This is a genomic window from Facivitalis istanbulensis (assembly GCF_040560405.1).
Lineage (GTDB): Bacteria > Pseudomonadota > Alphaproteobacteria > Sphingomonadales > Sphingomonadaceae > Sphingomonas > Sphingomonas istanbulensis.
Genome location: NZ_JAVSCQ010000039.1, coordinates 13,511 through 32,279, shown reverse-complemented (window position 1 = coordinate 32,279; position 18,769 = coordinate 13,511). Strand labels below are relative to the sequence as shown.

The window sequence follows — 18,769 nt, the reverse complement described above, 5'->3', positions numbered from 1 at the left end:
GAGATAACCCGCGATCCGCTCCCATTGCTCGTCCGTCAGCGTCCGTCTGCTCAAGGCCTGGCTCCTTCACCAACCTTGAATCAGAACTCTCGCCTCATGGAAATCCTGCAAATGCAGACGCACCCTAAGGCATTGATATAAAAATTAAAAGAAAGGGTGTGCCATCTTTGGGCATGTCTACCCCTAACACTGCTCCCCGGTGCCAAGCTGACGCGCAACAGGGCGAAGGATCGAAGCCATGATCGATCCGCAAGGCGAGAGGGGACGCTGTCCGCCCGGTGGACGATCGCGCGTGTCGTGGTGTGAGGGCGGCAGGCGTCGCTGGTGTGTGCCGCACGAAGCCTGATAGACCGGACCCATGTCGCCCGCCGCTCCCAAGACCGATGCCCCGGACAGGATTGCGGTTCGGTTGTTCCGCTTGTCGCTCGGCGTGTTCTTCATGGGCGGGTTCGTCGCCTCCTCGATCAGCCTGTTGGTGCCGCATGTGCGGATCGCCTGGGGCCTTGGCTATGGCGCGGCAAGCGCGATCCAGTTCGCGTCTTTCTCCAGTTACCTTCTGTTCGCCTTTCCGGCCGCGGCGCTGGTCGCCCGGCATGGCTATATGCGCGCCAGTGCGATCGGGCTTGGCGTGATGGCGGTCGGTTCGATGCTGCTGGTCGGGGGGCTGGCCCTGCGCAACTATGCGCTGGTGCTGCTGGCGCTGCTCGCCGTTGCGACCGGGGCGACCTTTCTTCAGATCGCGGGGAACAACGTCGTCACGCTGGTCGGCGATCCGAAACGCGCCGCGATCCGGCTGAACCTGCTCCAGGGGTTCAACGCGCTGGGCACGGTGGTCGGGCCGGTGGTGGGCGCGATGACGCTGATCCCCTCGGCGGCGCATCCGATGGCGGCCTTGTGGTCCGGCATCCCGTTCGGCTGTGCGGCGTTGCTGCTGGCGGCGCTTGCCATGGCCTTTGCCCGGAACCGGGACTTGTTGCGCGGGGTGTCCGGGGCACGGCGTGGCCATCGGGCGGTCTGGTGGTCAGCCCTGCGTGACGCGCGGCTGCGATGGGGCGCGGTCGCGATATTCGCCTATGTCGGGGCGGAGGTCGCGATCGGCGCGCTGTCGACCGATTTCCTCATGAGCCGCCATGCCGGGGGCTGGCCGGCGACGGTCGCGGCGCGGCTCGTGGCGCTATACTGGGGCGGCGCGATGGTGGGACGGTTCGCCGGTGCCGCGCTGTTGCGGCGGGTCGGGGCGAGCATGTTGCTTGCGGCGGTTGCGGTGATGGCGCCTTGCCTGGTGCTGCTCGCGGTGGCGGGGCAGGGGATGATGGCGGGTTTCGCACTTCTGGCGGTCGGGCTGGCCAATTCGGTGATGTACCCGACCATCTATGTGCTGGCACTGCCCGGCGATCCCGAGCGGGCCCCGGCGGGCGGCCTGATCCTCTGCATCGCGGTCGTGGGCGGCGCGGTGGTTCCGATGCTGACCGGATGGCTGGCCGATCATGTCGGCCTGGTATTGGCGCTGCTGCTCCCCGGCACCTGCTATCTGCCGATCCTCGGCTTTGCGCTAGGCGTTCAGTCACCCTCGCGTGAGCTGTCCCGGACCATCAACTCATAGGGCAGTTCGAGCACCGTTTTCGTGTCGCCCTGGTCCCGCTCGGCAAGCAGGCTGACGGCGGCCGCGGCCATCGCGCTATTGGGCTGGCGAATGGTGGTCAGCTGGGGCCAGGCCATGCGCGCCAGTTGCGTGTCGTCAAACCCGACAATGGCGAGCGATTGCGGAACCGCGATCTGGCTCCGCATCGCCGCAGCCATCACGCCCAGCGCCATTTCATCATTGCTGGCAAAGATCGCGCTCGGCCGCTTGGGGCGGTCCAACAGCGCCTCGGCTGCCACGATCCCTGAGCGGAAGGTGAAATCCCCCTGGCGGACCAGCGTGTCGTCGAGCACCAGCCCGGCTGCCTGCATCGCATCGCAAAACCCTGTCCAGCGGCGCTGCGTCGCGCCGTGTGCGGGATGACCCTTGATGAAGCCGATGTCCCGATGCCCCAGCGCCAGCAGATGCTCGGTCATGGTTCGGGCGGCGCCGCGGTCATCGATCCCGACGCGCGGCGTACGGTCAGGCTCGACATAGGGCGCGATGCGCACGACCGGCACGTCATGCCGCTCGAAGATCGCGATCAACGCGGCGCAATCGCAAATCGGCGGGGTCAGGATCGCGCCGCCCAGTCGCAGCCCTGCCAGGCTCTCCTCCAGCCGGGTCGACCAGTCCGGCTGGTCGAGCGTCACCGTCTCGATGACGACATGTCGCCCCAATGTCCGTGCCTGCTCCAGCGCGCCGAGCAGCACGTCATTGGCATAGTTGCATGCCGGATTGTCGAAGAACAGGCCGATCAGGAACGACCGGGCACTCGACAGTCCCCGGGCATAGGCATTGGGGCGATAATTCATCTCCGCCACGACGCGCGATACGGCGTCTCGCACCGCCGGGCGGACATGGGCTTCCCCATTGATGACGCGCGACACGGTCTTGGGCGAAACGCCCGCCTGACGGGCGACGTCCTTGATGGTGAGGGATTTCATGGGAGAGGTTCCGGACAAGGGGCGTGCGGTGCGGCAGGACAAGGAGGAGGGAACTGGCTATCCTTCGCGCCATAGCTGTCCATTCTAGCCAAGTCGCCCCGCTCCGCAACGCGCCGGCTGGCCAGGCGCCGTTCTGCGGCGCGGCATGGGCCTCTCATGGTTCTGCGCTGGATGTCATTGACAACGATGTCAATAGGGCCGAGCATGGTTTCCGAAAACGGGGTATGCCGGGAGAGGGTGTGGCGGTCTGGCGATGGCGCGAGGCTGGTGCCCGTATCCCGCGTCGGTCATGCCTCGATCGGATTGCCGGGAGCCTGATTGATGACCTGTCGCTTTGCCTTTGCCGTCATTCTGCTCGCGGGAACCGCGCCCGTCGCCGTGTCGGCGCAAAGGGCCGCGCCCGCCGGGCAAGAGGCATGGCGCGATACGCGGGCCCCGGCGGTCGAGCGGGCGCGTGCGTTGGTGAAGGCGATGACGCGCGAGGAAAAGCTGGCCTATGTCCATGGCCTGTTCCCGCCGATGACCCGCGAACGCCATGCCGACATGATCCCTTCGGCGGGCTATGTCCCCGGCGTACCGCGCCTGGGCATCCCGACGCTGCGCGAAAGCGACGCCAGCCTGGGTGTCGCCAACCAGATCGAGCAGCGCAAGGGCGACACCGCGACCGCCTTGCCCTCGAGCCTCGCCACCGCCGCCAGCTTCGATCCCGCCATCGCCTATGCCGGGGGCCGGATGATCGGTGCGGAGGCGCGGGCCAAGACGTTCAACGTGCTGCTGGCGGGCGGGGTAAACCTGACCCGCGATGCGTGGAACGGCCGCAACTTCGAATATCTGGGCGAGGACCCGTTGCTCGCCGGGATGCTGGCGGGCGAGTCCATTCGCGGGGTCGAATCCAACCACATCGTCTCGACCGTCAAACATTATGCGCTCAACGCGCAGGAGACGGGGCGCAACATCCTCGATGCTCGGATCGACGAAAAGGCGCTGCGCGAGAGCGACCTGCTCGCCTTCAAGATCGCGATCGACGGCGGCAGGCCGGGCTCGGTGATGTGCGCCTATAACAAGGTCAATGGCGATTATGCCTGCGAGAACCGCTTCCTGCTGACCGACGTGCTGCGCGGCGAGTGGCGCTATCCGGGCTTCGTCATGAGCGACTGGGGCGGGGTGCATTCGACCGAGAAGGCGGCGCTGGCCGGGCTGGACCAGGAATCCGGGCAGGAACTCGACAAGCGCATCTTTTTCGGTCAGCCGCTGGCCGATGCCATCACGGCCGGGCGCGTGCCCGAGGCGCGGCTGGACGAAATGGTCGAGCGTATCCTGACCGGCGTGATCGCCAGCGGCCTGTACGACGATCCCACCCCCGCCACCGCGCAGCCGATCGATTATGCCGCCCATGCCGATGTCGCGCAGCGCACCGCCGAGGCGGGGATCGTGCTGTTGAAGAACGACCGCGACGTCCTGCCGCTGGCGGCGCGGGCGAAGCGGATCGTCGTGATCGGCGGTCATGCCGATGTCGGCGTGCTGTCGGGCGGCGGGTCGAGCCAGGTGCGCTCGGTCGGCGGCGTGCCGATCGAAATCCCGCTGAAGAAAGGCGCGGCGGCCTCCTTCGCGCGGATCACCTATCATAATTCGTCGCCATTGCGGGCGATCCGGGCGCTGGCGCCGGGCGCGCAGGTCCAGTTCGTCGACGGGCGCGATCCGGCGGCGGCGGCAGCCGCGGCGAGGAGCGCGGATGTCGCGATCGTCTTCGCGACCCAGTGGCAGACCGAGGCGCAGGATGCGCCCTCGCTCTCGCTGCCCGATGGCCAGGACGCGCTGATCGCCGCCGTCGCCAAAGCCAATCCGCGCAGCGTCGTCGTGCTGGAGACAGGCGGGCCGGTGCTGATGCCATGGGTCGGCGAGGTCGCGGGGATCGTCCAGGCCTGGTATCCTGGCCAGCGGGGTGGCGAGGCGATCGCGCGGGTGCTGTTCGGGCAGGTCGATGCCTCGGGCCGGCTGCCGATCAGCTTTCCGCGCAGCATCGACCAGTTGCCGCGCCCGCGTCCGGTCCTGCCCGCCGGGGTGATCGCGCTGACCGATGCGTCGAGCAATGCGGGCGTGGTCGATACCGGCGATCTCGCGCCCTTCCCGGTCGATTACCGCGAAGGCGCGGAGGTCGGCTATCGCTGGTATGCCGCGCGGTCGGACAGGCCGTTATTCCCCTTTGGCTATGGGCTTAGCTATACCCGTTTCCGCTTCGGCAAGGCCCGCTTCACCGGCGGGGCGAACCCTGCGGTGGAGGTCGCCGTCACCAATAGCGGCGCGCGCGCCGGTGTGGTGGTGCCGCAGCTCTATCTGACCGGCGAAGGGCAGGGGACACCACGGCTTGCGGGGTTCCAGCGGCTGGTGCTGGCCCCCGGCGAAACGCGTCGCGTGACGATCGCGGCCGATTCCCGGATCATGGCGCGCTGGACGGCGGGCAAGGGCTGGGCGATCGCGCCCGGCGGCTATCGCCTGTCGCTGGGCACCAGTGCCGAACAGGTGGTGGCGAGCGGCGCGGTGACTGTGGCCTCGGAAGCACAGTCGCAATCTGATTGAACGGTAAATCGGCTGGCGGCGGCATTTGTGTTGACACCGATGTCGGTCGGTATAGCAATCATCCAGAAATAATAACCGACCGGCATGTCCGGCGCATAATCGACGGCGCAACGATGCCGTAAGTGGGAGAGGTGGGATGAAGGGGAAGACGCTTGCGCGTGCGCTCGTGCGCTCGACATCGGTTCTTGGCCTGAGTGCAGGCGTGATGCTGGCATCGCAGGCAGGGGCGCAGACCGCCTCTGTCGATCCGCAACAGAATAGGCCGGCTCAGGGCGAAGCCGGCCCGACCGACGCACAGGCCGACGCGAATTCGTCCGATATCGTGGTGACCGGCGTCCGCGCCTCGCTCGAACGCTCGATCGCGATCAAGCGCGACTCGAACGGCGTCGTGGATGCGATCAGCGCCGAGGATATCGGCAAGTTCGCCAACACCAACCTGGCGGAATCGCTTCAGCGCATCACCGGTGTGTCGATCGACCGGCGCAATGGCGAAGGCTCGACCGTGACGGTGCGCGGTTTCGGCGCGCAATATAATCTGGTGACGCTCAATGGACGTCAGCTCGCCACCTCGAACATCGTCGCGGTCGGCGGCGACCAGGGTGGCGATGGCGCGGGCGGCTTCGGCCGTTCCTTCGACTTCGCCAATCTGGCCTCCGAAGGTGTCAAGACGCTGGAGGTCTACAAGACCGGACGCGCGGCGATCCCGTCGGGCGGCATCGGCGCGACCGTCAACGTCGTCAGCCGCCGCCCGCTGGATGCGACCGAAAGCGGGCTGGTCGGCTCGCTGGGCGTCAAGGGCAGTTATGACAACAGCTCGGCCGATTGCATCGATTGCGGCGCACGGGTGACGCCCGAAGCCTCGGGTACGGCAAGCTGGTCCGACAGCGAGCGGCGCTTCGGCGTGTCGCTGTTCGGCAGCTACCAGAAGCGCAATTTCAGCTTTGCCAGCGTCGCGCCGGACAATTGGAACATCCGGTCGCTCAATGATTTCCTCAATCCGTCCAATGGCTTCATCAACAATGCGACGAAGATCAACAACCGCCCGACCGGCAATCCGCTGGTCTCGGTCCCCAATGACTTCCGCTATCACTTCTCCGAGGCCAGCCGCGAGCGGATCAACGGCCAGGCGATCATCCAATTCCGGCCGACCGACACGCTGACCTTCACCGCCGATGGCCTGTATGCGCAGCTTCGCCAGTCGGAGCGACGGTCGAGCCAGTCCAACTGGTTCAACCGGCCGTTCAGCGAGGTGACCTTCGACGATGCCAGCAACGGCATCGCGACGACCCAGTTCCTGGCCGAGACGATCAATGGCGTGAAGGATGCCGCCTTTGAACAGGCGTATCGCGCGCAGAAGAACAAGCTTTACGATCTCGGGGGCAATATCGAATGGAAGCCCAGCGACCGCTTCACCCTGACGATCGATGGTCATCTCGGCGAGGCGCAGAGCCTGCCCGACAATCCCAACGGCCAGACCTCGACCACGGTCGCGATCAACGCGCCGGTCGTTGCCGCCCATTCGCTGCGCTGGACCGACAAGGGCTTCCCGCAGCAGACGCTGGCCATCAATGACGGCACGACCAGCATCACGCCGACCGGCCAGACCTTCATCAAGGGCAACAACAACGGCATCATCGATGTCGGCGACCTGTCGAGCGCGGTGCAGCGCCAGTTCGCGTCCAACCAGACGCAGCGTATTCGCGAGCTGCGCGCGGATGCGGGCTGGGAGTTGAACGACCAGATCCGCTTCGACGCGGGCGCGGACTATCGCACCACGACGACGCGCCAGACTCAGTACAACACCCGCCAGGTGCTGGGGGACTGGGGCAACTCGCTGCCGCCCGATGTCGCGCGGCTGGCCCCGGGGCAGGTCTTCCAGTTCTGCAACACCTGCAAGTTCGAGCATAACAATCCGAATGCCGATGCGAACACGCAGGTGGCGTTCCGGACCGAGGATGCGACCAAGCTCTATAACACGCTCTACAATCACTATATCGGCGTGACGAACGACGGCGTCGACCATCGCAACAATATCGACGCCAACAGCGACAATTCGGTCCGCGAGAATATCTGGTCGGGCTATCTGCAAGGCACCTGGAACGGCGAGGTCTTTGGCCGCACCGCGCAGATCGTGGCGGGCCTGCGCTACGAGAATACCAAGGTGCGCGCGGTGTCGTTGCAGCCGGTGCCGCTGGCCATCGTCTGGACCGCTGACAACGATTTCGTGGTGCAGAACAGCACCGATCGGCAGGCGATCTCGGCGCGCGGATCGTACAGCAACTGGCTGCCCGCGATCGACGCCAAGCTGGAGGTGATGGACAATCTGTTCGCCCGCGCATCGTACAGCAAGACCATCTCGCGAGCGCCCTACGGCAATCTCTTCGCCTCGACCGGCGTGGGGGCTCCGGGGCGGCCGACCGCGATCGGTGGCATCGCGACGGGATCGTCCAACAATACCGGGCTGCGGCCGCTGTCGTCCGACAATATCGACCTCTCGCTGGAATGGTATCCGCGCAAGGACGTGTTCCTGTCGGCGGGATTCTTCGACAAGCGGGTGCATAACTTCATCGGCAACACGGTGGTGAACCGCAATCTGTTCGGCCTGCGCGACGCGACCTCGGGCCAGGCGGGCACGCGATCGGGCACGGCGAAGGAACAGCTGACCAATAGCTTCGGCGCCGATATCACCGATGTGAACCTGTTCACCTACACCGCGCTGCTCCAGCAGAATAACGGCAATGTCGCGGCGACCAACGCGCAGTTCGGCGCCAATTACAACACGCAGAGCCGGGCGCTGAACCAGGGCTTCGTCGACCAGATCCTCAGCCAGTTCGACGTCAGCCCGAACGCCAGCGATCCGCTGTTCAACTTCGCGGTGAACACGCCGATCAACAATCGCGACGCGCATATCTATGGCGTCGAGCTGGCGGGCCAGTATTTCCTGGGCAATACCGGCTTCGGCATCGCGGCGAGCTATACGATGGTGCGCGGCAATGTCGGCATCGACATCGCCGCCGATCCGACGGTCAACACCTTCGCGCTGGTCGGCCTGTCGGATACCGCCAACGCCACGCTCATCTACGACAAGAACGGGATTTCGATGCGCCTGTCCTATAACTGGCGCGACAAGTTCCTGAGCGACATCAACCGTGGTGGTGACCGCAACCCGGTCTTCACCGCCCCCTATGGCCAGCTCGATCTGTCGATGAGCTTCGACCTGACCCCGCGTTTCGCGCTGGGCTTCGAGGCGATCAACCTGACCGAGGAAGGCGTCCAGACCTATGGTCGCGATCGCATGAACACCTGGTATCTCTCGGAGGGCTCCGCGCGCTATCTGGTCGGCGCGCGCTACCGCTTCTGATAAGGGAACTCGGGAGGCCGCTATTTCCCCCGGCGGCCTTCCGGGGATGGAAGGGACGATGGCTACATCGGTTCTGCTCAACAATATCGACCACCGCGACCTGCGCGTCGCGGTCGGCCATCACGCCCGCTATGGCGACGCACTCAACCAGACCCGCGTCTTCCCGGCGGAATATGAGGAACTGCAGCGCGATTATGCCATCCTGCTCCGGCGGGACGAGGCGGATGCCTTTTATGCCACGGTCCTGCTGGGGCTGGACCCCGACGAGAATCTGTTCCTCGATGGCGAGGAGGGGGGCGATCGCTGGGACGCGCGTTATATCCCCGCCACGCGGGCGCGCGGGCCGTTTTCGATCGGCCATGATGGGCAGGGCGCGCCCATGATCTTCGTCGATCCGGATCATCCCCGGATTACGGGCGCAGGGATCACGGGCGAGGGGATGCCGGTCTTTCGCGACCATGGCGGCCATGCGCCCCTGCTCGACCATGTCTCGGCGCTGCTTCAGCGCATCTACACCGGGTTGCAGGGCGAACAGGCGCTGTTTGCCGCATGGGAGGCGGCGGGGCTGTTGATGCAGGCGCGGCTTCAGCTCGATCTGGACGAGACACGGCGTTACAATGTCCCCGATTGCTTTACGATCGATGGCGAGCGGCTGGCCGCGCTGGACGGCAAGACGCTGGCCGCGCTGCATCGGCAGGATTATCTGCGTCCCGCGCTGTGGGTCGCTTCGTCGCTGGGGAATCTGCGTCACCTGATCGACCGGAAGATCCGCCGCGACCGTCATGGCTGAGCCGGTCCGCGCATGGCCCGCGCCCGAGCGGCCGGATCTGGAGGCGTTGATCGCCCGCGACGCGCCGGTGATCCTGCGCGGCTATGCCCAGGACTGGCCGCTGGTGCGAGCCGGGCGGGAGTCGGCGTGCCGGGCGGCCGAGTATCTGTTGCGGTTCGATGCGGGACGCCCCGTCACCGGCTATGTCGGCGATCCGGGCATCAAGGGGCGTTTCCATTACGACGCCAGCGGCACGGCGCTCAATTTCCAAGCGCACACCTTTGACCTGCGCGATGTCCTGGAGCGGCTGCTGGGGCTGGAGGGGCAGGTATCGGCCCCGTCGCTCTATATCGGATCGACCGATCTCGACACCTATCTGCCCGGCTTTCGCGCCGAGAATGATCTGCGGCCGGACCGCGATCTGTTCGATCGGCATCCGCCGCTGGCCAGCATCTGGATCGGCAACCGGACCATCGCCTCGGCGCATTATGACATGGCGAACAATGCCGCCATCTGCGCGGTGGGGCGTCGGCGCTTCACCCTGTTTCCGCCCGATCAGGTCGCCAATCTCTATCCGGGCCCGCTCAGCCCCACGCCCGGCGGGCAGGTGGTGAGCATGGTCGATTTCGCGGCCCCCGACCACGATCGCTATCCCCGGTTCGCCGAGGCGATGAAGACCGCGCAGGTCGCCGAACTGGAACCGGGCGATCTGCTCGTCTACCCCGCGCTCTGGTGGCATCATGTCGAGGCTTTGGAGGGCTTCAACATCCTCGTCAATTACTGGTGGAACGCCGTGCCCGATTTCATGGACAGCCCGATGGACACGGTGCTGCACGCACTGTTGTCGCTGCGTGACCGGCCCGAGGCGGAAAGGCGCGGCTGGCGCGCGCTGTTCGACCATTATGTCTTTGGCGATGCGCAGATGGCCGCCGCGCACCTGCCACAGGCGGCGCGGGGGCCGCTCGCCCCGCTCGACGAACCGGGGGCGCGGCGTCTTCGCGCCTATCTGCTGCACAGATTGAACCGATGAGCGAATCCTCCGCGCGCACCCGCGTCGTCATTGCCGGCGGCGGCACCGCCGGATGGCTGGCGGCGACCGCGCTGGCGCGGCAATTGGGCCCGCTGGTCGATATCACGCTGATCGAATCCGATGAGATCGGCACGGTCGGTGTCGGCGAATCCACCATCCCGACCGCGCGCAGCTTCCATGCCTTTCTGGGGCTGGACGAGGCCGCCGTCATGAAGGCGACGCAGGCGACCTTCAAGCTGGGCATCGCGTTCGAGCATTGGCACCGCATCGGCGCGCGCTATTTTCACCCCTTTGGCCAAGTCGGCCGGTCGATTCCGATCGCCGATTTCCAGCATTTCTGGCTGGAGGCGCAGCGGCTGGGCCTTGGCGGCGACTATACCGACTATTCGCTGGAGGCGCGGGCCGCCGATCAGGGGCGGTTCGGCCGGGATGAGGCGGGGACGCTGGCCTATGCCTATCATCTCGACGCCACCGCCTATGCGCGTTTCCTGCGGACCGTCGCCGAGCCCGCCGGGGTCCGCCGGGTCGAAGGGCGGATCACCCGTGTCGAGCGGGATGGCGAGACCGGGGATATCGCCGCGCTGCATCTGGCGGCGGGGGATCGGATCGCGGGGGACCTGTTCGTCGATTGCACCGGCTTTCGCGCGCTGCTGATCGAAGGAGCGCTGGAGACAGGGTTCGAGGATTGGAGCGAATGGCTCGCCTGCGACCGGGCGCTGGCGGTGCAGAGCGAGGCGGTCGCGCCGCCCGTGCCCTTTACCCGCGCCATCGCGCATAAGGCGGGCTGGCGCTGGCAGATTCCGCTCCAGACCCGGGTCGGCAACGGGCTGGTCTATGCCTCCGGCCATATGAGTGACGACGAGGCGGCGGCGATGCTGTTGGGCGCGATCGAGGGGCGTCCGCTGTTCGACCCGCGCCCGATCCGTTTCCGTACCGGGATGCGGCGGCGGGCGTGGCACCGCAACTGCGTCGCGCTGGGACTGGCGGCGGGCTTTATCGAGCCGCTGGAGTCGACCAGCATCCATCTGGTGATGATTGCGATCATGCGCCTGATCCAGGGCTTTCCCTTCGCCGGGGATGACCGCGAGGCGCTGGCCGCGCGGTTCAACGCGCAGTCGCGGCACGAATGGGAGCATATCCGCGACTTCATCATCCTGCATTATGCCCGGACCGAGCGCACGGACTCACGCTTCTGGCAGCGATGCTCGACCATGTCCCTGCCAGCCAGCCTCGCCGAGCGGATCGCGCTGTTCGTCCAGAGCGCGGGCGCGTGGCAGGGACAGGACGATCTGTTCCGCGTCGAGTCCTGGGTATCGGTGATGCTGGGGCAGGGGCTGAGGCCGCGTTCGCATCACCGGATCGCGCAGATGCTGTCGGGCGAGGCGCTCGCGCAATCGCTGGATGACCTGGATCGCCAGATCGCGGGGAAGCTCATGCGCATCCCGGCGCATGACGCGTTCCTGAAGGCCTATTGCGCCGCCTGAAGGTCCGTCGCAACGGCGGCGACCTGGGCGAAATCCAGCCGCCCGGAAACTTAACGCTTGCATGGAAATGCACCCTTCCCCTAAGGCCAACCCCCTGTCGGGGAGTGGCGCAGTCTGGTAGCGCGCCTGCTTTGGGAGCAGGATGTCGCAGGTTCGAATCCTGTCTCCCCGACCATCCGCATCTAAGTCGTTGATTTCACGTCGCCTAACTGGCGATCGGGGACCGTTGTACCCACGGCTGTACCCATCGCTGTACCCATTGGGGGTGACGGAATGGGATTACGGAACCTGCGGCTGCGTGGCGGCAGCTATCATTGGCGGCGCACGATAACGGTGGCGGGCACCCACGTGCCCCTGTGCTTTTCCCTTCGAACGGCAAATTGTAAACATCCGCGGTGTAGGGGTTTGGTGCCGATCTACCGACGGCCGTGTACGAGCAACCAGGACCGGGAGCTTCGGATTTAGCCCTATCTACTGCAAAATTTGGAGATCACGCGCTCCAATCCTGTCTGGTGCGCGGATGTGACCTATTTGCCGATGTGGCGGGGCACGCAGGATGGTCCGGGTCGACAATTGCCCGGAGTTTACCTCCAAGGCGCTGGATCGCTGGACCTATGAGGATGGCGTCACGTTGGACTTCAATCGGCCGGGCAAGCCAGCCTACATTGCCTTCATGGAATCGTTCGACGGCCGGTTGCGTGATGAGTGGCTGAACGCTCGCTGATTCCTGTCGCTGGTAGACGCCCGTGTCAAGATCGAGACCTGGCGGAGGGACGCTGACGAGAGCCGTCCCCACACGTCGTCTGGCTGGCTGACGCCGGTCGAATATGCTGCCGCCGCGGTCAATTTCGCCCTCGAGTGAACGCTGGAAACCCACCCTCAGCCTAGACGAGAACCCGGGACACCCTCACGGGATGTTATCCCCTACACTGGGCAGATATCCCTCGCCGGTTGCAGATGGCACAACTGAACGATAGGAGGTGTGAGAATCATTCGCAACTCTTCTTCCGTCTTGGCTTCTGCTTGAATGCGAAAATAGATTCTGTCTGGAGATTGTTAAAACTCGTGCCGCCACCATCGGACCTTTCATCCTCAGCGTTCTATCGGGCGCATCGGGAGGCGCTGGTGGAGTATGCCAACCGCATTGTCCGTGATCCTGCGCGTGCAGAGGACGTGGTGCAGGATGCATGGGTACGCGTTTCGGCCGTCGATCGGGGGCGAAGCATCGCCGAGCCATTGGGCTACTTCTATCGTGTCGTTCGCAATCTGGCATTGGATCGCTATCGGGAACGTCGGCGCGAGATCATGCATGAAAGCCACGAACTGGCAAAGGTCGCGGAAACGGCACCCGACACCGCGCCATCTCAGGAAGCAATTTCGCAGGACCGCCAGGAATTGCGTCTGGTGATCGCAAGCCTCGATGAGTTGCCCGAGCGCACCCGTCGCGCCGTCATGCTCTACAAGTTCGATGGGTTGAAATTGCGCGAAGTCGCCGAACGGATGGGCATATCTGTGGCATTGGCGAACAATCTGGTGCTGGATGGCGTTGAACATTGCGCCTTGAGGGTGGCACGCCGGCCGTGAAAGCCCGGTTCCTGAAAAATTTTGGAAAATCCTGCACCTGGATCGTTGAGTGTGTGCGGCCATCGCCCGATGGGCCTGTCAGGCGCAACACCGGGGGAGAGGGCGCGTGACGTCATCATCGCAATCCGGTCTGGACACCGGACATGATCCCGTGCTGCGCGCGGCGATCCAGTGGCGGATGCGCCTAGACGAAAAGCCAGACGATGCCGTATTGCGCAGGGATATCGAACACTGGATCGCCGAAGGACCTGCCAATGCCGCCGCCTGGACACACGCCGGGCATGTCCTCGGCTTGATCGGACAGGCTAAATCCGTTTCCTTTCTGCCGACCCCGCAGGAGAATAGTGGAGGCTGGTCACGCTCGGCGCGCAAAGACCTGACGAAGCGACTGGCCATGGTTGCCGCGATGGCGGCCCTGTTGGCTGTGCTGACGCCGCCAATCATGGTTCGCATGCGGGCAGACTATGTGACAGGCTTAGGCGAGCAGCGCCTGCTTGCGCTGGAGGACGGCAGCACGGTGCGTTTAGCGCCGGGAAGCGCGATCGGCGTCGGTTACAGGTCCGATCGTCGCAGCGTTCGGCTTCTTTCGGGCGAGGCGTATTTCGAGGTCCGGCGCGATACTGCGCGCCCTTTCGAAGTGATCGCGCAAGGCACGAAGGTGACGGTTCTTGGCACGGGCTTCGACGTGCGGCTGGGCCGTGAAACAACCGAGGTGGCGGTCAAACATGGCCGGGTCCGTGTCGATTACGCCGATGGCCGGCAACCGGTTTCGGACGTTCTGGAACCGGGGCAGTGGGCGCGGATCGCCTGGAACGGCGGAGCAACCCGTGGGTTTTCAACAACGGCACTTGTGGGCAGTTGGTCGGGCGATCGCCTGATTGCTGTCAATCGCCCGCTGTCGGATGTGATTGCGGACGTACGCCGTTATTATCACGGGGCTATCATCCTTTCCGACCGAGGCTTGGGCCAGCGTATCGTCACCGGCTCTTATGACATGCGCGACCCTGCCAAAGCAGTCGCCACGATCGTTGGACCGCTTGGCGCGACGGTGACACGGATCACGCCCTGGCTGGTGATCGTCTCGGCCCCCTGAGGGGGGGCGCCTGATCTTTTTCCAAAGCGCGGCAATTATTTTTGTAAAAGACGCGGGCCCCATCGTTGAACCTATGATGATGCGTAATGCGACGCATTTGCAGGCGGCGGCCGGATCAGCTTTGGAGGTTTGAGTGGCATTGGGGGATGAGGTTCGTGCGCGGGGTCCGCGCCTTTCGGCTGTGACGGCCGTTCTGATCACGGCTGCGGCGGCCGGGCCGCTGATGATGACAACGCCCGCGCAAGCGCAAGCCAGCGCGCAGCGGCGCTTCGATATCGAGGCGCAATCGCTGTCCGATGCGCTGGTCCTGTTCGCTGCGCAATCCGGATATCAGGTGGCGACCGATGGCGCGACAATTCAGGGAGTCCGCACCAATGGCGTGCGCGGTGTTCTGTCTTCAGCCTCGGCGCTCAGCCAGATTCTAAGCGGCACCGGTTTCACATTTCGCATCCGGGGAAATCTTGTCACGCTGGAGCCTGCCCCGCGATCCGGGGAAGGCACGATCCAGCTTGGCCCTGTGCGCGTTGAGGGAGGTGCTGAAAGCAAGGGCACCGCGCCACCGATGCCCACCGTGGCGCATGCCATTCAGGACGAAGGGGCCGCGCGCGACGGCTACCGTGTGCGGACGTTGACCAATGTCGGTCCGTTCAGTGCGCAGCAGGTGTTGGATACCCCCTATTCGGTCAGCGTAACACCGCGTGAACTGATACAGAACATTCAGGCGCAATCCCCCGACGATATCTTCAAGGTCAATCCCTATACCCGTACCATGACGGCGCAGATCACCGGCTGGGTGCCGATGGTCAGCATTCGCGGTTTTCAGACTTATGATCGCGCGGAAGGCGGTTTGCGCCGTTCGACCCACCATGCCGCCGTCGTCGAGGACAAAGAACGGGTCGAGGTGCTGGGTGGCCTTTCGGGTTTTCTCTACGGCGCCTCGTCTCCCGGCGGCATGGTCAACTATGTCTACAAGCGACCGACCCTTGATCCTTTTCACAGCGTGACCGTCGGAAATTACGGCGGCAACCAATATTATGGGCACGGCGATTTCGGCGGTCCGATTGATACCGATGGGCGGCTGGGCTACCGTCTCAATGTCGTCAAGCAGGCCGGCGATACGGCGGTCGATGATCAGAACATCAATCGCTTCCTTGCCAGCGGCGCTTTGGATTGGCGGATCACCGATCGCCTGATCCTCGAACTCAACGCCGCGTATCACCACTATAAGCTGCGCGGCCCGGCGGCATATTGGTTCGTCCGCGCGGGCGTGATGCGCTGGACGGCCCCCGATGCCAGCAAGAATTGGGGGCAGCCCTGGATTCACGACGAATTTAGAAATGTGAAGCTGATGGCAAAGCTGAACTATCGGTTCAGCGATCATGTCACGCTGCGTGGCTCCTATGCCTGGGACAATGTCGACCGTCCCGTGCAGGAGCACACGCAGAATTCCATCCGCAGCTCCACCCAATATTATCAGATTCGTATCCATTCGGGTCGCACCAAGGACCGGAATCAGGCGGCCAATCTGCTGCTTGATTTCGATTTTGATACCGGCCCGCTCTCACACAAGCTGACCCTAGGCTATTTCGGCTATTGGACGACGGGATGGGGCACCAGCCATAGCCCCAATACGACGTATCTTGGGCCATATTCCCGATCGGCGCCAACCTATGTGCCCAGGCCGGACTTTCCAGAGGATCACTCAAACCCCTATTATTCGGGTCGTAGCCGCAACGACAATTTCGTCATCGGCGATCAGATTTCCATGGGCGATCAGGTGACCGCGCTCGTCGGCGTGTCCCGCAGTGAGATTTTCAACCGCAGTTTCAATATGGCGGGTGAGGTGAGCCGGCCAGACTATGCCAAGGGCCGTTGGTCTCCCACGTTTGCGTTAAGCTACAAGCCGATCCCGTGGCTGACGGCTTATGCATCCTATATCGAAGGGCTGGAGGCTGGCGGCACCGCGCCGCTGGAGGCGGTCAATGCGCGGGAGATCATGCCGCCGATGGTCAGTCGCCAGAAGGAAATCGGTGTCAAGGCGGAACTGGGGGGGCTGTTGCTCACAGGTGCCCTGTTTGACATCAGCAAAGCATATGAGTTGCTGACCGAGGCCGGACGCTACACCCAGGACGGCCGGCAGAAGCATCGTGGCCTTGAATTCACGGCGACCGGCCGCATCACTGAAAATCTTACCGTGGTCGGCGGCTTCACAGCACTCGATGCGGATGTCGAAGGCGGTGGTGATGGCGGGCTGGCTCCGATCAATGTGGCGCGTAACTGGGCAAAGCTCTATCTCGAATATGATCTGCCCTTCATACCGGGACTGACAGCGACGGGCGGGATCTACCGGACCGATAAACAATGGGGGAATGCCGCGAACACCGATCGTATTCCCGCCTATGCGACCTTTGATCTGGGCGCGCGCTATACCGTGCCGATCGACGACAAGGCGCTGGTGCTTCGCTTGACGGTCAATAATGTGGCGGACAAGAGCTACTGGACGAACGCCTATTATGTCGGCCAGCCCCGCAGTATCGCGTTTTCGGCGCAATTTCAGTTCTAGAACCTATGCAAACGGCGCTGGTTCGGGGCTATTGTTATGTCGGGCTGGCGATCGCGGGATTCCTCGTGATCGTAAGCCTGTCCGGTAGCCTGATCGTCTTCTGGACAGAAATTGAATCCTTGTTCAATCCCGGACTCTTCCATGTCCAGTCCCATGATCGCTCGATGTTTGGCTTCGTCGAGGTCGCATGGGCGACGACAAGGTGAGCCAGCGCATGTTACCGATCCACTCGGGTGGCGTTGCTGGCCTTGCGGACCATATCGTCATCCGCATCGCGGGCATGATCGCAGCGCTGTTAATTCTGACCGGCATCGACATGCGGTGGAAGAAGCGTGCGGCGCGTTCATCGCGGCAGCATTTCCGACATTCGATCGCGGGACGGAGAAAACTCCATGCTGTGGAATAAGATGCGCGACCGCTCCTTCAAACAGACGAGCGACCCGAACGCCATGCCGTTGCAGTCCGTTGAGGATCGCGTCCCACGGATCGAGTGCTATGGCTACCGGGCCGATCACGGCAATCGCCTTGCCGGAGTAGCCGCCACGATCGGCATCTATGCGCTGATACTCGGGGCGGCGTTCCTCACCATCGACTATGTCACCTCGGTGCAAGTGCCGCCGCCCGCGCTTGCCGTTTTTGACGTGAACCTGCCGGCGTCGCCGCGCGAAACTCCCGCCGAAGAAAAGGACGCGCCCAGACCGATCAAGAAGACGAAGGACCAGCCGGACTCGCCCAAGGTCCGGCCGATCGAGCCGAAAAAAATCCAAGTTTCGGCGGTAATGATGCCGGTTCCCGTCGCGGTTCCCAAGCCTGTCGATCCCGGCCAAAAGGAACCGGAGATGGCCTCGCCCAGACCCACGCCCACGCCCACGCCCACGCCGCCGGTACCGCAAGCATCGAGCAATGCACCCGATACATGGGAAGGCCGGGTGCTGGCGGCCCTGAACAAGCTGCGTCGCTATCCGCGCATGGCGATGGTGCGGCGGCAACAGGGTGTACCCTATGTCCGAATCGTCATCGATCGTGACGGCAGGGTGCTGTCATCGCGGCTGGAACGAGCGTCCGGCTTCTCGGATCTTGACCGCGAAGCGGTGGCGCTGCCCAAGCGCGCCTCGCCGCTGCCCGGACCACCCGCCGACAAGCCCGGCGATACGCTGGAACTGGTGGTGCCCGTGGAGTTTGTCCTTAAATGATGGGAACGTGAACCGCCACGGGCGGGTGGTCGACACCGAGATCACGCGGGCGGCCGGGTTTGCCGAGCGGCTCACTGCGGTGGCGATGGTCGACGATCTCGCCCGGCCTGAGGGGCGGCGCATCACGCCGGGCGCGGACCGAGCCTATGACACGCGCGACTTCGTGTCGGACCTGTGCGACCGATGCGTGACCCCGCACGTGGCACAGAACAGCAGCGGCCGGCGCTCTGCCATCGACGGGCGCACCACCCGGCATGCCGGCTATGCCGCCAGCCAGCGCTTCCGCAAGCGGATCGAAGAGGTGTTCGGCTGGGCCAAGGCCGCTGCCGGACAGGGCAAGACGCGCTTTCGCGGACGGGCGCGCGTCCGCCTTCGCCTTCACGTTGTCGGTCGCCGCCTGCAACCTCATCGGCTGCCCCGGTTGCTGGAAACGGGGTGACGTCCATCCCGACGGGGCCCGTCGGCCAGTGGCGGATCGTCGAGATCGCGCGCCATGGCCAGGCAGGAATTTGCGATGGCAAGCTGCCATCGCATATTCGCTGAATAC

At 64.5% G+C, this 18,769-nt stretch carries 13 protein-coding genes, 1 tRNA gene and 3 pseudogenes; 16 read left to right on the top strand and 1 reads right to left on the bottom strand.

The genetic code is table 11. From position 1 onward, the window contains the following. The first annotated feature begins 358 nt into the window (after positions 1–358). Entirely contained in the window at positions 359–1,603 is a 1,245-nt protein-coding gene (locus RN629_RS16780) for an MFS transporter (RefSeq protein ID WP_407036261.1), read from the top strand. Here the strand turns inward: RN629_RS16780 and RN629_RS16775 are convergent. After that, the gene (locus tag RN629_RS16775; RefSeq protein ID WP_407036260.1) at positions 1,561–2,568 is read right to left on the bottom strand and encodes a LacI family DNA-binding transcriptional regulator; all 1,008 of its coding nucleotides are present in this window, start codon (positions 2,566–2,568) and stop codon (positions 1,561–1,563) included. The two genes, RN629_RS16780 and RN629_RS16775, sit on opposite strands and share 43 nt — an antisense overlap. Positions 2,569–2,889: 321 nt before the next feature. Here RN629_RS16775 and RN629_RS16770 point away from each other — a divergent pair, with 321 nt between their 5' ends. The 15 genes and pseudogenes from RN629_RS16770 to RN629_RS16700 form a co-directional block, all read left to right on the top strand. Further along, the gene (locus RN629_RS16770) at positions 2,890–5,145 is read left to right on the top strand and encodes a beta-glucosidase (protein ID WP_407036259.1); all 2,256 of its coding nucleotides are present in this window, start codon (positions 2,890–2,892) and stop codon (positions 5,143–5,145) included. Between the two features lie 136 nt (positions 5,146–5,281). Beyond that, complete coding sequence (locus tag RN629_RS16765) at positions 5,282–8,506, top strand: TonB-dependent receptor (protein ID WP_407036258.1); 3,225 nt, start codon at positions 5,282–5,284, stop codon at positions 8,504–8,506. A 58-nt stretch (positions 8,507–8,564) separates the two neighbouring features. Beyond that, on the top strand, positions 8,565–9,296 hold the full coding sequence (locus tag RN629_RS16760; RefSeq protein WP_407036257.1) for a SapC family protein: 732 nt from the start codon (positions 8,565–8,567) through the stop codon (positions 9,294–9,296). Then, on the top strand, positions 9,289–10,305 hold the full coding sequence (locus RN629_RS16755; protein WP_407036256.1) for a cupin-like domain-containing protein: 1,017 nt from the start codon (positions 9,289–9,291) through the stop codon (positions 10,303–10,305). Before RN629_RS16760 ends, RN629_RS16755 begins: the two co-directional genes overlap by 8 nt. Continuing rightward, positions 10,302–11,789 carry a tryptophan halogenase family protein gene (locus RN629_RS16750; protein ID WP_407036255.1) on the top strand — a complete coding sequence of 496 codons (1,488 nt, stop codon included), beginning with the start codon at positions 10,302–10,304 and terminating at the stop codon, positions 11,787–11,789. The genes RN629_RS16755 and RN629_RS16750 overlap by 4 nt, the downstream gene beginning before the upstream one ends. Positions 11,790–11,887: 98 nt before the next feature. Further along, a tRNA-Pro gene (locus RN629_RS16745) sits at positions 11,888–11,964 on the top strand. A gap of 227 nt (positions 11,965–12,191) precedes the next feature. Beyond that, positions 12,192–12,338 (top strand): annotated as a pseudogene (locus RN629_RS16740) (IS3 family transposase); the annotation flags it as partial. Between the two features lie 13 nt (positions 12,339–12,351). After that, positions 12,352–12,651, top strand: a pseudogene (locus RN629_RS16735) (integrase core domain-containing protein); the annotation flags it as partial. Positions 12,652–12,746: 95 nt separating this feature from the next. Continuing rightward, positions 12,747–13,373 carry a sigma-70 family RNA polymerase sigma factor gene (locus tag RN629_RS16730; protein ID WP_407036254.1) on the top strand — a complete coding sequence of 209 codons (627 nt, stop codon included), beginning with the start codon at positions 12,747–12,749 and terminating at the stop codon, positions 13,371–13,373. Between the two features lie 106 nt (positions 13,374–13,479). Beyond that, the gene (locus RN629_RS16725; RefSeq protein ID WP_407036253.1) at positions 13,480–14,466 is read left to right on the top strand and encodes a FecR family protein; all 987 of its coding nucleotides are present in this window, start codon (positions 13,480–13,482) and stop codon (positions 14,464–14,466) included. Between the two features lie 133 nt (positions 14,467–14,599). Then, a complete protein-coding gene (locus tag RN629_RS16720; RefSeq protein ID WP_407036252.1) occupies positions 14,600–17,029 on the top strand; it encodes a TonB-dependent siderophore receptor in 2,430 nt (809 codons plus the stop codon). Positions 17,030–17,034: 5 nt separating this feature from the next. Continuing rightward, positions 17,035–17,235, top strand: coding sequence for a PepSY domain-containing protein (locus tag RN629_RS16715; RefSeq protein WP_407036251.1), 201 nt, complete (start codon positions 17,035–17,037; stop codon positions 17,233–17,235). Further along, entirely contained in the window at positions 17,217–17,435 is a 219-nt protein-coding gene (locus RN629_RS16710) for a hypothetical protein (RefSeq protein ID WP_407036250.1), read from the top strand. The genes RN629_RS16715 and RN629_RS16710 overlap by 19 nt, the downstream gene beginning before the upstream one ends. Next, positions 17,422–18,222 (top strand): energy transducer TonB family protein, encoded by an 801-nt coding sequence (locus RN629_RS16705; RefSeq protein ID WP_407036249.1) that lies wholly within the window; start codon positions 17,422–17,424, stop codon positions 18,220–18,222. The genes RN629_RS16710 and RN629_RS16705 overlap by 14 nt, the downstream gene beginning before the upstream one ends. Before the next feature lie 10 nt (positions 18,223–18,232). Then, positions 18,233–18,641: pseudogene (locus RN629_RS16700) on the top strand (transposase); the annotation flags it as partial. Positions 18,642–18,769 lie beyond the last annotated feature (128 nt).

What these genes read in the sequence shown, in the direction of transcription:
- RN629_RS16780 (WP_407036261.1), top strand. Translation starts at nt 359, where the DNA reads ATGTCGCCCGCCGCTCCCAAGACCGATGCCCCGGACAGGATTGCGGTT.
- RN629_RS16775 (WP_407036260.1), bottom strand. Translation starts at nt 2,568, where the DNA reads ATGAAATCCCTCACCATCAAGGACGTCGCCCGTCAGGCGGGCGTTTCG.
- RN629_RS16770 (WP_407036259.1), top strand. Translation starts at nt 2,890, where the DNA reads ATGACCTGTCGCTTTGCCTTTGCCGTCATTCTGCTCGCGGGAACCGCG.
- RN629_RS16765 (WP_407036258.1), top strand. Translation starts at nt 5,282, where the DNA reads ATGAAGGGGAAGACGCTTGCGCGTGCGCTCGTGCGCTCGACATCGGTT.
- RN629_RS16760 (WP_407036257.1), top strand. Translation starts at nt 8,565, where the DNA reads ATGGCTACATCGGTTCTGCTCAACAATATCGACCACCGCGACCTGCGC.
- RN629_RS16755 (WP_407036256.1), top strand. Translation starts at nt 9,289, where the DNA reads ATGGCTGAGCCGGTCCGCGCATGGCCCGCGCCCGAGCGGCCGGATCTG.
- RN629_RS16750 (WP_407036255.1), top strand. Translation starts at nt 10,302, where the DNA reads ATGAGCGAATCCTCCGCGCGCACCCGCGTCGTCATTGCCGGCGGCGGC.
- RN629_RS16730 (WP_407036254.1), top strand. Translation starts at nt 12,747, where the DNA reads ATGGCACAACTGAACGATAGGAGGTGTGAGAATCATTCGCAACTCTTC.
- RN629_RS16715 (WP_407036251.1), top strand. Translation starts at nt 17,035, where the DNA reads ATGCAAACGGCGCTGGTTCGGGGCTATTGTTATGTCGGGCTGGCGATC.
- RN629_RS16710 (WP_407036250.1), top strand. Translation starts at nt 17,217, where the DNA reads ATGGGCGACGACAAGGTGAGCCAGCGCATGTTACCGATCCACTCGGGT.
- RN629_RS16705 (WP_407036249.1), top strand. Translation starts at nt 17,422, where the DNA reads ATGCTGTGGAATAAGATGCGCGACCGCTCCTTCAAACAGACGAGCGAC.